This window comes from Microbulbifer agarilyticus, from assembly GCF_020171345.1.
Taxonomy (GTDB): Bacteria; Pseudomonadota; Gammaproteobacteria; order Pseudomonadales; family Cellvibrionaceae; genus Microbulbifer; species Microbulbifer agarilyticus_D.
Genome location: NZ_JAIUZM010000003.1, coordinates 50,250 through 63,538 on the forward strand (window position 1 = coordinate 50,250; position 13,289 = coordinate 63,538).

7 protein-coding genes are annotated in these 13,289 nt (G+C 57.3%); all 7 read right to left on the minus strand.

Features of this window, described 5'->3' with window-relative positions:
• Positions 1-65: 65 nt before the first annotated feature.
• Positions 66-857: a transporter gene (locus LCM31_RS10690; protein ID WP_224869967.1), complete on the minus strand. Its 792-nt coding sequence runs from the start codon at positions 855-857 to the stop codon at positions 66-68.
• A 248-nt stretch (positions 858-1,105) separates the two neighbouring features.
• On the minus strand, positions 1,106-1,996 hold the full coding sequence (locus LCM31_RS10695) for a DegV family protein (protein WP_224869969.1): 891 nt from the start codon (positions 1,994-1,996) through the stop codon (positions 1,106-1,108).
• Between the two features lie 231 nt (positions 1,997-2,227).
• Complete coding sequence (locus LCM31_RS10700) at positions 2,228-3,142, minus strand: DUF4380 domain-containing protein (protein ID WP_224869971.1); 915 nt, start codon at positions 3,140-3,142, stop codon at positions 2,228-2,230.
• A gap of 3 nt (positions 3,143-3,145) precedes the next feature.
• The gene (locus LCM31_RS10705; RefSeq protein WP_224869973.1) at positions 3,146-5,767 is read right to left on the minus strand and encodes a glycoside hydrolase family 3 protein; all 2,622 of its coding nucleotides are present in this window, start codon (positions 5,765-5,767) and stop codon (positions 3,146-3,148) included.
• A 179-nt stretch (positions 5,768-5,946) separates the two neighbouring features.
• Positions 5,947-7,404, minus strand: coding sequence for a sugar porter family MFS transporter (locus LCM31_RS10710; RefSeq protein ID WP_224869974.1), 1,458 nt, complete (start codon positions 7,402-7,404; stop codon positions 5,947-5,949).
• 260 nt (positions 7,405-7,664) lie between these two features.
• Complete coding sequence (gene bglX / locus LCM31_RS10715; RefSeq protein ID WP_224869976.1) at positions 7,665-9,986, minus strand: beta-glucosidase BglX; 2,322 nt, start codon at positions 9,984-9,986, stop codon at positions 7,665-7,667.
• A gap of 116 nt (positions 9,987-10,102) precedes the next feature.
• Positions 10,103-12,811, minus strand: coding sequence for a TonB-dependent receptor (locus LCM31_RS10720; protein ID WP_224869978.1), 2,709 nt, complete (start codon positions 12,809-12,811; stop codon positions 10,103-10,105).
• Between the last annotated feature and the right edge of the window lie 478 nt (positions 12,812-13,289).

Genomic DNA, 13,289 nt, shown 5'->3' on the forward strand with positions numbered 1-13,289 from the left:
GACGACATCTTCGATCGAGTCAATTCAATTCCGATACATTTCGATGCTTTGCCACAGCCATTGCACTATTTCGGAAACAACATCACCCAATTCAGACGGAAGCCCCATTCCTGCGAACCGACCACAGGGCTATCCACGTAGTAACGCGGCCCAGCCTGTATCTGGTAGGTCTGATCACCGACTTCAAATACTTTTGCTACCAGGAAATGCACCGGCGCATTCCATACCTCTGTCTCCCAGAAGTACGTGGTTTCACTTTGCAGGGTAAAGGTCCAGGCGTTGGACGTGTTGTAGGCGAGGAACGGCTGAATGAACGTGTTGTTTACGTCGTTGCGGTTGTCACTGCCGGCAAAAGACCACACGTGATTGGCCAGTGCGCCGATGGTCCAGGAGCCGGTTTGTTTGAGCACCACGGCGGTAGGACCGATCCCCCATTTTTCCGCACCGAGGAGCGGTTCCGTTGCAGTGGGGAACAAAAAAACCGGGCCAACACCCCAGGTGACGCCACCCGAAGTGGGCTCCTTTGGTGAAAAGAACAGGCTCTGTACTGTGTCACCCAATCCTGTTTGGTCGCCGCTGCCGGGAAAAATATCTTCCTGATTGATCACTGGAACAATGGTGCGGTTGATCAGGTTCAGGTCTTCGGTGAGTTCAAAGGGAATCACCGGCTGGATATTCAACCTGTATGTTCTGCCGCCTTCAATTGGTCCAACCCGGTTGTCTAGATTGTGCTGAAAGGGCAGGCTGATAAGGTCAGAAATTGGATTACTGAGCTGTTTGGCAAGGCTGCTGTCGTCGGCAGCAACTGCGATGCAGGAAATCGCGAAGGCAAAAGAAGCGATGAAACAGCGGTACATCTACATCACCAAAGTGGGAAGTTCGAAAACAACTTCCGTCAGTCTAGATGTATTCGGCAATATTTGAGTTGGTTTGGCATTGCGGTCAACAGGCGAAGAGAAAAACGCGCTACCTGTCGGATTAATTGTCGCGTTGCTTGCTGTACTGACGTTCGCGCCGATTTTTTCTCAGGTTGTTGCGCTGAAATTATGAAAGATGCGGCCGGGATCGAGATCGCCGGCGCACTTATATAGGAAGAAGCAGGGTGTTACTTGGTGGCGACCGCTAGTGCCACGGCATTAGGGCCGAGGTTGATACCACCGGAAAGGCTCATTACCGAACGATAGATTTTCACGTTGTGCTTCTCGGCAACTTTTTCAAATTCCTTAAAGCCCGGCACCTTGTCCAGATTCTTCAACGGACCAGCAATACTGACCACCACCGCAGGCATCAGCAGGTCACCGGCGGCCATTTTCTCTTCCGCCAGCTGGAACAGACGACGGGTACAGCCGTCATAGGTTTTTACGGTATCAGCTACCGCAGAACCTTGGTAGGTCATTGAAATGATCGGGTGCAGGTCCAGCAGGCGCGCAAAAAACGCTTTGATCCAGCTAACGCTTTTTTCGTTCTTCTGGCGTGCACGCTCGCGCAGATAGTACACGTCCTCAACAGAGGCATAGCCCACCATCTTGCGGCCGAATTCCTCGGTGCGCGATTTGATTTGTGCGCCACTGAGGCCTTTTTGAATCAGGGACAGGGTGTACAGCGCCAGCAGGCCCTGGCCGGAGAACAGGGTGTGGGAATCCACTGCACTGATTTGTGCGTCGTCGTTGTTCAGGCGCTTGGCCACGTTGACGGCATTGGCGTAGGTGGGACTGTTGGCACCATTAATGGTCTGTACCACGATGTCCTTATGGCCTTCGCGCAGCAGCTTCGACAGGACGGTGTCGATTTCCTCCTCGCTGGCTGGGCCAGAGGTCACCTGATGGGTGCGGCCGACCAGGTTCAGGGAGTAGAAGTGATTCATCTGCGCGGGATTGCGCTGATCCCCGAACTGGTCTTTACCCACGCTGACACTGTGGGGAAGAACCGGGATCTTGTACTTGCGCAAAAACTCATCGGGCAGGTCACAGCCGGAGTCGACAACTAGCTGAACCATGTTGGTGCCTCTTATTTTCTGGTCCAATGTGGGGTGTTTGGCGCCGAATCTAACACTGTGGCGTGTAATTTTACAGGTCGTGCGGGGGCAAATTACGGACGGTATGTGACCTGAGAGTTCTGCGGTTGCGGGGTGTGTGGAGTAGCGGAGTACTGAGGGCGTTAAAAAAAGCCGCAGACAGAATCTGCGGCAAGCGCCTTTCGGGATGCTTGGGCGATGAAGACTGGGGGGCTAGTTTGGAGAACCAGACAAGCGAATTTGTTTTCGGACGAATTCGAGGAGGGCATGGGAACCGCTGCGTACTTCGATGGTGCTTGGAATCTCTGTGACCAGCCACTCCACGGACCAGTCCAGCGTTTCTCCGGGTTGCAGGTTGCGTGCGGCGCTTTGTACCTCGAGTTCCAGATAAGGCCGTTCACCACTCAGATACAACTCAATGTCGCCCTCGCCGGTGGCCATATCCCGCACGGTTACCTTTGGGTAGACCTTCAGGTACAGCAGTCCATCCAAGGCATAGGCGAGCCAGCCTTCACTGCCGTTGGCGATTACCTTGCCCTCGACCAAGGGTGCATCGGCGACCATGGGGAGCCACAGGGTGTCGCTGTTGAGTTCGTAAGCCACTTGCCCGCGTACGGTCTTGACGCTGTCCGTGTTCACGGGAGCAAAGGCAAGGCCGCGATTGGGCACGCGGGTAATCTCCCAGGCGGCGATCTCGGGGAAGGCTTTCTCGGCATTGATGCGGTAGTGCACTGTGGCGGTATTACCGCCGTCGAGCGAGACGGTTTTTTGTACCTGTGCCCCGGCGCCAAAGGCGCTGGTAACCGTGGCGGAATCTATTGACTGTGTAATCACGGAGTAGGGCGCGTTATCGTGCTCCGGAATAGGCGGCCAGTTCCACAAGGTCTGTGGGCTGAGCCAGAAGGTCGAACCGAAGTTGTTTGCGTCCGGTTGCGGAATCGCCAGCAGATCCCGTTCGCGGTACCAGAGTTCGGTAATACGCCCGCCGTGATTGGGGTCCAGTGTCAGCTTAAGGCTGTCGTTGCTGAGTTGGATGGGGGCATCGGCGGCATTGCCGGCGGAGACCGCCAGCAATGCCGCAACCCCAATAGCGGCAGCACTGTTGTTGAGGCGTTGCTTGCGCAGCATGGGTCAGCTCCCGCAGCGCACTTGAGCCTGTTCACGTGCGCCGGGGACGAACTTGATGTTCGCCACCGCCATCGCCAGTTTGCCTTCACTGTGCAGGGACAAGCCCTGAGATACCTTGGTGAAATCTGCGCCGGCCTCGGCGAAGCACTGCAGGTCGATCGAAACCTCTGTCCATTCACCCACCGGGAGCTTGCTTAGAGTACTTTGCAACGGCAAGGCACCGCTGCAATTGGTGCCGTCGCAGTTGATTTGTGCACTGACCGCTGCCGCCGGCGCTTCATCAATCCGAACCTCCATGGTGAGCGCAGATGCTTCTGCGAGGTAACGGCTCAGATCCTGCGGTTTCTGCGTGTGCAATACCACACTGCCGGCACGTAGCCCTTTCCAGGTGAGGGCGCGGGCATCTTCTTGCGACAGCATGTCGATGGAGGCTACCACGATGTTGTCGTCTGCACTGCTGGCGAGGTTTCCGTTTACCCATTGCAGGTCAGCACCGGCTTCTTCGATGTACAGCTTCCAGGGCGCGCGCGGGCGGGACACCATCAGCCAGGCGTCTTCCAGCTTGCCATCCACGTAAGACTCGCCGTCCTCATTCAGATTGTTGGCGACCTGAATGTCGCTGGTGTAATCGAGCCCGTAGCCGTAGGCGAACAGTGGCTGGTAATCCGCATCGTTGCGGTTGATCACTGTCTGGTGCACTTGTCCGGGCCAGGTAAACGAAAGTTGACCGGTAAAGTCGTGGCGTTTGTTGCCGTCTGCATCGGTCAGCAGGACATCTGCAACACCGGCGCCTTCAGAGCCCGGCAGCCAGGCCGCGACGAAGGCATCCGACAGGTTCAGCTCTTTGTTCACCCACAGCGGGCGACCGGAGAGAAATACGCTGACGATCGGGATGTTCTGGGCTTTCAGTTTTTGCAGCAATTCCTGATCTACTTTGCTACCCAGCTGATACTCGATACTGGCAAGATCGCCATGCCACTCTGCATAAGGCTCCTCACCGTAGATCACGATAGCAACATCGGGTTTGGCGCCATTACTGAATGCTGCGTCCTTCAGTTCACCGTTTTCACTGAGCACCACTTCACCGCCCGCGGCGTCGACCGCCTGCTTGATGCCGGTGTAGATGGAGGTTGCGCCGGGGAAGTCTTCTGCGGTATTGCCGGTGCCCTGCCAGGAAATGGTCCAGCCGCCACTTTGTTTGGAAATATTATCGGCACCGTCACCGGCCACCAGAATATTTTTGCGTGCATCGATGGGTAGCAGCTGGTCGTTATTCTTCAGTAGCACCAGCGATTTGCGCACGGCCTCGCGCGCGATGGCACGGTGTTCGTCATTGCCGAGAATACCGTTCTTGCCCGCTAGTGGGCGGTCACGCTCGAACAGGCCCGCGCGGATTTTCACCCGCAGGATACGGCTTACCGCATCATCGATACGGCTCATGGGAATTTCGCCGCTGTGCACCTGTGCGATGGTGTTCTTCAGCAGAGCCTTCCATTCGGCCGTGATCATGAACATGTCGAGGCCGGCATTGACTGCCTTTGCACAGCTGTCCACGGTACAGCCGTCTACAAACCGGTGGCCGTTCCAGTCGCCTACTACAAAGCCGTCAAAACCCAGGCGTTCTTTCAAAACGTCAGTGAGCAGGTATTTGTGCCCATGCAGGCGTTTGCCATTCCAACTATTGAAGGATGCCATCACGGATTGCACACCGGATTCCAGTGCGGTGATGTAGCCCGCTGCATGGATCTCAGCGAGCTCTTTCTCGCTGACTGCGGTATCGCCGCGGTCGATACCGCGTGTGGTGCCACCGTCACCGACAAAGTGTTTGGCAGCGGATACCAGATGGTGGCCGTCGAGAAATGCTTCGCTGTTTTTTTCGCCCTGAATACCCTTGATCATTTCCCGGGCGTAAGCGGCAACAATCTCGGGGTCTTCGGAATAGCTTTCAAAAGTGCGGCCCCAGCGATCGTCGCGTACCACAGCGATGGTCGGAGCGAAGGTCCAGTCAACGCCGGTCACGGCGACTTCGCGCGCAGTGGCTTCGCCGATGCGACGAATCAATTCCGGATCGCGTGCGGCACCGAGGCCAATATTGTGCGGAAACAGGGTCGCGCCGATAACGTTATTGTGCCCGTGAACGGCATCGCTGCCCCAGATAATTGGGATGGCTACGCCACCGTCGGAGGTATCCATGGATGCGGCAAAGTAGTCGTCCGCCAGCTGGCGCCAGTCATCAGGCGTGGCAAACTTGTCATTATTGGGGAAGGTGCCACCACCATTGAGAATGGAGCCAATATGATATTGCTTCACTTCTTCCGGGGTGATGGTCTTGATTTCCGCCTGCATCATCTGCCCGACTTTTTCTTCCAGCGTCATACGGGCGAGCAAGTCTGCGATACGGCTTTCGACTTTCTCATCCCTTGGCAGCGCTGGCTGCAGCGCTGGCCACACATCGATGGCGTTTAAAGCTGTGCCGTCATGTTCAGCAGCTTGGGAAGTTGATGGAGCCGCGGAGGTGTTTGGCTTCTCCGCCTCACCGCAAGCACTCAAGCCCACTGCAAGCGCAATGCAGCTCGCGAGGCGTATTGCTCGGCCTTCGCCGAAGCGACCTATTTTATTATTCATGATGACTTCCCTAATAAATCTGAAATGATTTTGCTGCTTGTAAAAAAGAACTGGGCACACCCGCGAAAGGGTAGGAACGGGAGTGCCCAGGTAAGCAAGCATTCGGCTGGCGAGTCTGCCGCTCACGCGGCATCACGCTTCCGTTTTTAAGACGGGCGAGAGGTTGGAAATGAACCCTCTCAGCCCTTCATTTGTTCAAGTTCGAGCCCTTTGGTCTCGTGCACCATGTACAGAACAAATGCTACGGACAGCAGTGCGAACAGGGTGTAGATACCGTAGGCACCGGCGAGACCGATTCCGACCAGCATAATTGGGAAGGTCATGGTGATGGCGAAGTTAGCCACCCACTGTGCGAGACCAGAGACCGCGAGGCCGGAGCCGCGCATCTGATTTGGGAACATCTCACCCAGCATGGTCCACATGGCCGGTCCCCAGGAACCGTTGAAGAAGAACACGTAGGCGTTGGCGGCGATCAGTGCCAGCAGGCCCATGCTCTGGGAAAGCTGCAGGTTGCCATTGGTATCCACGGAGGAGTTGGCGAAGGCAAAGGCCACCAGGCCAAGAGTTGCTGCCATACCGATAGAGCCCACCAGCAGCAGGGGTTTACGGCCGATCTTGTCGATTAAGGCCATGGTGATCAGGCAGGCGGCGATGCTCACACCACCGGAAATGATATTGATCATCAGCGCGTCGGATTCAGAGAAGCCCACCGCTTGCCACAGAACGGCACCGTAGTAGAACACCACGTTGATACCCACGAGCTGCTGGAACACGGCAAGGCCGATGCCAACCCAGACGATTTTGCGAATCTTGCCAACCTTGTTGCCGGTGTTTTCCAGCAGGTCTGCCATGCGTGGGCGGTGGTCGCTGGCCACAGACTGGCGGATGCTGTCCAGCTTCCCGGCCACGGCGGCTTCGCCATACAGTTTACGCAGTACTTCGGTGGCGCGGGAGGTCTGCTTGGACAGTACCAGATAACGCGGGCTCTCTGGAATCAGCAGCAGGGCCAGGAAGAACAGGGTGGCGGGAACGATTTCGATCCAGAACATCCAGCGCCAGGCGTTGTAGCCCATCCACCATTCATTGATGGCAGAGCCGGCCGTGTTGGCCAGCCAGTAGTTGCTGACAAATGCGGCGAACAGCCCGGAAATGATGGCGATCTGGTTGATGGTGATCAGGCGGCCGCGAATCGCCGCAGGGGCAATCTCGCTGATATAGGCCGGTGACATCACACTGGCGGCGCCCACGGCGAGCCCGCCGAGGATGCGGTAGAACACAAACTCAGGAGAGCTGGCAGCAATGCCGGAACCCCAGGCGCTGACCACGAAGAAGACCGCGGAAATCAGCAGTAGGGTCTTGCGGCCCCAGCGGTCAGCCAGGCGACCAGCAAAGAACGCGCCGACGGCACAGCCAAGCAGCATGGAGGCAACGTTGAAGCCGGTACCGGCGGTATCGGAGGCAAAGGCCTGCTGCAGGCCGGTAACGGTACCGTTGATGACCCCACTATCAAACCCGAACAGGAAGCCACCGATGGTCGCTACTCCGCAGATCAGGATGATAAAGGGGAGGGAAGGTGCATCTTGGCGGCCCTGGGCTACGCCCTGGATGCCGTCCGCGGAATTCTCAATCGCTTGCATGGAGGACTTCCTGCTTTTTATTGTTGGCACGAAGGGTATCCGTGCTTATTTCGGTGAGCTGGCAAAACGCAGCCATCTCACTTTGTTGTTTTTGTGTGCAGTTGTGCTGCACGAGCACCCACTCAGGGGCTTCTTAATGGTGACGTTTGGCGGTCGTAAAAGCGTCCTACTTTGCGAATATTTGTAAAGTTGGACGCTTCTATTCCCACGCCAATGTCCCAGTTTCGGTGGGAAGCGCCGAAAACTGGGATCTTCTGGCCTTATTTGAGGGTAAACCCTCCTTCAAGGCCAGATTCCGCATTTGGAGCAATCCACACTCGGAATTCTCCAGGCTCCACTACTTGCTGCATGTCCGCGTTGTGGAATGCCAGCTGGTCCGGGCTGAGGGTAAATTCGACCTGACGTGATTCGCCAGGATTGAGGGTGATACGCTCAAAGCCTTTCAGCTCCCGTACCGGACGCGACACACTGCCCACCAGGTCACGCACATACAGCTGTGCGGTCTCGGTAGCGGTGACTTTGCCGGTGTTGGTCAGCGTGGCGGATACGGTAATCTGGCCATCCGGGTTCATGGTGGTGTCGGACAGCGCGAGATCTTTGTATGCAAACGCGCTGTAGGTCAGGCCGTAGCCAAACGGGAACAGGGGTTTGTGACCGTAATCCAGCAGGTTGGACGAGTTGCCCGGCTGGTGCTGGAACACTTCGCGGCCGATTTTCTCGATGCGGGTGTAGTTTTCATTGGTCGCCGGGCGTCCGGTGGCCAGGTGGTTGTAATAGATAGGAATCTGCCCTGCACCCACCGGCCAGCTGAGCGGCAAGCGCCCGGAAGGCGAGGTCTCACCATAGAGTACGTCCGCCAGGGCCGGGCCCGCCATGGTGCCCGGGTGCCAGGCCATCATGACAGCATCCGCTTGTTCGAGGGTTTTATCTAGCTGCAGCGGGCGGCCAGCGAGTAATACCATGGCTAGGGGCTTGCCGGTTTCGGCGAGCGCGGCGACGAGGTCCGCCTGGGCGCCGGGTAGGCGGATGTCGCCGCGGCTGTGCCCTTCACCGGAAAGGATGGCTTCTTCACCGCCGATAAATAGAATGACATCGGCTTTCTTGGCGGCCTTGAGGGCCGACTTGAACCCGCGGGTGCTGGTATCACGGCTGTAGTCGAGACCAGCGGCGTAGAGGATTTCGCCTTCGTCGCCCACCATCTCACGCAGTGCGGGCAGCAGGGTGTGGGAATACTTTTTATCGCCGTTGTAGATCCAGGTACCCAGCTGGTCGTGAGCTGCTTCCGCCAGTGGTCCGATGACCGCGACCGTTTGGCCCTTTTTCAGTGGCAGCAATTGCTTGTGGTTCTTGAGCAGTACGAAGGTTTCCTTGGCGGCCTCCTTGGCGGCATCGAGGAAATCGTCGTTGCGGATAATCTGTTCACGCTCGGTTTTGGACTTCGCGCGGGGATAGGGGTTGCTCCACAAATCCAGACGCAACTTTACCCGCAGGATGTTGGCGACCGCGGTATCGAGCTGGGCTTCGGAGAACTTCCCTTCGTCCATTAGCTGCGGCAAGAACTGTTCGTAGGTATCGGTATGCATTTCCATATCGATACCGGCATTGGCGGCCAGGGTTGCTGCGTGCTTGGCATCGCGGGCAAAACCGTGCGGGACCATTTCCATCACCGCATTCCAATCGCTGACGACAAAGCCGTCGAAACCCCACTCGTCCCGCAGGATCTGTTTGAACAGGAAGGGACTACCGGTGCCCGGGACGTCGTTCAGGGTACTGTAGGTACTCATGATGCTCTGCATGCCCGCGTCGATACCGGCCTTGAATGGTGGCAGGTAGATGTCGCGCAGCAGACGCTCTGGAATATAGGCGCTATTGTAATCCCGTCCGCCTTCGGCGGCCCCGTAGCCGGCAAAGTGTTTGCCGCAGGCGGCGAGGCTGCTTGGATCGGCGAGGTTAGCGGTCTGGAAACCTTCCACCATGGCGACGCCGAGAATGGAGGTCAGCAGCGGATCTTCCCCTAGTGTTTCGGCGATGCGCCCCCACCGTGGGTCGCGGCTGATATCGATCATCGGGGCGAAGGTCCAGCGGATACCGTCGGCGCTGGCTTCCTGGGCAGCGACGCGGGCACCGTTTTTGATCAGTTCCGGGTTCCAGCTCGCGGCCTGGCCCAGCGGAATCGGGAAAATGGTTTCGTAGCCATGGATAACATCCTGGCCGAAAAGCAGCGGAATACCCAGCGGGCTTTCTTCTACGGCGATGCGCTGGAGTTCGGCGAAGGCATCGTCGTCGACAGCACTGAAACTAACGTTCAGAAAGCCGCCCACGCGGCCTTCGCGGATGGCCTGCTTGATGGCCTTCATATCGGAAGCCCCGTAGGTACCCCAGTCACGCAGGGCCAGCTGGCCAATTTTTTCTTGTGTCGACATCTGTGCGAGCAGGCTTTGCACGCGCGATTCGATGTTGGTCTCGGCCTGTGTCACCTGCGCGGCCGGGGTGACCGCAGGTGTGGCTTGGGTTACGGGCATGACCGCACACACGGACAGCATGCCGGCGAGCACGCCAAGGTAAATCGGATTTTTTTTCATGTTGCTCTCCATCAAGGCATTGGGATAGGTACGGTAAAGTCAGTGCGCTTGCCGGTGAAAAAAGGGCCCCCGGAAGGGGGCCAAGTAAGCAAGCGAGTTCGTCAATTACTGCAGGATCAGAAGTTGTAGTTGGCGCGCAAGCCGTAGAAACGCGGCATGGAAACCGGGCCCTTGATCAGGCCATCGCCACCACCGGCCCAGTAGGTTTGACGCTCGTCGGTCACGTTGTAGGCGAAGGCCTCGACGTTCCACTGGTTGTCCGGTGCTTCCAGCTTCAGTGTGGTGTTCACACTGTGGAAAGCCGGCCGTACATCGCTGAACGCGTCTGGCGTTTCGGTGGCGAAGACTTCGTAGTGCTTATCCACGTTGTGGAAGGTGTGGTAGGACTTGTCGCGCCAGTAGTAGCTCACGTGTGGAACCAGGGCGAAGCCATTGTTGAAGCGGAAGGTGTGGGTGTAGTTCAGCTTCGCAGTCAGCTTTGGCGATGCGGCCAGGTCATTACCCTTGAGGTTGACCTTGAGGGCATCGTTCTCCGGGTTGGTGGCGGTGCCGTGATCGACCTCAAACAGATCGGTGGTGGCAAAGCCCCAGTGGTATACGAAGTCACTGGTGATTTCCGTATCCAGCCAGGTCACGTAACCGTCGAAGCGGCCGTTCTCGATCGGTGCCCAGTCAAACTCGACTTCGAAGCCCTTGATTGCCGCGCGGCCGATATTTTCCGTCTGGAATACGGTCTGGGTTTCGGTGGTGATCTCGCCGGTCAGTTCGCCAGTCTGTTCATCGCGCTCTTCAACGTAGAACGGAAAGATGCCGCGGGCGGAGGCCGCCTGCATATCTTCGTAATCGCTGTAGAAGAGGGTGGCCATCAGGTTCAGGCTGCCGTCCAGGAAGGTGCCTTTGGTGCCCAGCTCATAAGTAGTGACGATTTCCGGATCGTAGGTATTCTGGTGACGCTGTTTAATGACGCGGTCGCCATTGGCGTCGGTCAGGTATTCCGCGGTGCTGGGATCCTGCTCGTACTGCACAAACACGTCGCCGATACCGCCGGATTTGAATCCGTTGGCAACATAGCCAAATACCATCAGGTCGTCATTCAGAATGTAATCCAGGCCGATTCGGTAGTTGGTGAAGTCCCAGCTTCCTTCGGTCTGGTTGTCGCTGACGGCGGTGTAAATGGCTGGATCGTCAAAGTAGTCGGTGGGCAGCTGGTTATACGCGTCGCGATCCCATGCGGGGAAGCAGCGTTCACCGGTCTGCGGATTGATGGTGTCGCCGTTACAGGTCATGTTGCGGCCGCCAACATCCTGTTTGGAGTCTTCGGTGTAGCGCAGACCGAGTGTCAGGTTCAGCTGGTCGGTGAGGGCGTAGGTGCCCTGGGTAAAGAAGGCTTGCGACTTGAGGGTGCGTGCGGGCTGGTTCCAGTAATCCGCATTGTTGCCGCTGTTGATCCAGCCACCCTGCATATTGTTGTCTTCTTCAAAATAGAAGGCGCCTGCGATCCACTGCAAGGGACCAGAGCCGGTGGATTGCAATTGCAGCTCGTGGGATTGGGAGGTGAAGGTGGCATCGCGGAAGAAGATCGACATATCCCAACCGGTGATGCCGCGGTCCTGGTCCGAATGCTGCGAGCGCACCTGCTCGGCCCAGCCGGCGTTATAGACCAGCGCGATTTCCTCGGATACATCCCAGCTCAAGTTGGAGCGTACGGAATCGATACTCAGGTCGAGGAAGCCCGGAACACTGACCGCGACGGTGTAGTCGTCGGCGCCCGGGCCGTAGACACTTTCACAGCCCAGCAGGCCCTTGACTGGGGTGGCAGAGATATTGCCGTCGGCATCCACGTAGTTGCCGTCCCAGTCCTTCTTGATCCGCTTATCTGCCATGTCACAGTTCATGGTGTCGGTGCCGCCGGCGCTGTCATCCTGGAATTGCTCGTAGGTGAGCATCCATGACAGCGACTCAGAGGGCTCCCACAGCGCGCTCACGCGGAAAGCATACTGGTCGGAGTTGTTGTAGAAATCGGCCGGGTCGGCCTTGACCAGCTCCTGCACCTCACCACTGCCCCAGCGCTCACGCTGACGCAGGCTGCGGTCTTCGTCTGCACCCGTGTATACCGGGGCATTCTGGATTTCCTCGGGCAAATAACGCACGTCCCACTGGTTGGGGTCGTAGTAGCCATTCAGGTAGGAATCGCGGGTTTCCTGCATAAAAGAGGCGCGCACGGCGAAGGTGTCGCTAACCGGCAGGTTGACCGTGCCGCGGGTCTGCTGGTGATTCCAGCGGCCGGCCTCTACACCAACGGATGCATCAAACTCGTTGAAATCTGGGCGCTTGGAAATGATGTTCACATTGCCGACCGTGGAGTTGCGGCCAAACAGCGTGCCCTGAGGGCCGCGCATGGCCTCAACGCGCTCGACGTCAAACATCAGTGCCATGGCTCCTTGTGGGCGCGGGGAGTAGATGCCATCGAGGTGGAGGCCCACGGATGGGTCGCCCAGTTCCGTGATATTGGTCGAGCGCACGCCACGCATGGCGACCACGGGAGCTGTCTGGGACGAATCCATGGAGATTTCCATGTTCGGTACCATTTGCGCCATATCTTTAATGTTGGTGAGACCCTCGCGGTCGAGCTTTTCCTGGCTGAACGCGGTAATGGAGATCGGGGTCTCCATCAGGTTGGTTTCACGCTTGGTGGCGGTGACGGTCACTTCTTCCAGGGTATTTGCCGCCAGGGTCGTGTCGGTGTCTTGCTGCTCTTGGGCCAGTGCCAGGCCCGAGTGCACCAAGGCAATGGACAGCGCCAGAGGCTTGTGCAGTAGGTTCATTAGTATTCCTCTCAGTATGTTTATTGTTTTATTGCCGTGTTCTACGCGACGGAGTAACTGTGCCAAATGCTCATGAGCGCGGCGTCCGGGTGGGGGTATTCGAACCCCGAATCCAGCGATTTCTTGCGTTCGACTGGTTCGGGGGTATTCGAACCTCAATAAATTTCATTTAAATCAGTGGCTTATACGGATCTGTGTTTGTCGGCTCGGTGCTATAAAGTGGTTTGCACGAGCGATTTTGGTAAGGCAGAACGGGTGCTCGCGCTTCGTTGATTGAGTGTTTTCTAGGCGGTTTGGGTGCAGGAGGAGCCATTTCGCTGAGAAAGAAATGCGGTTGCTTGTGCCTGGCGGAGCATAATTTGGGCGGGTAACACCGTGTCGCTACGGAGTGTTATCTCTCACGATCCTTATCCGTTATTATTCCTGAGATTCTGTACGAGCAAGGCGCTGCTCTCTGGATGCATCTGTGAATTGGCTG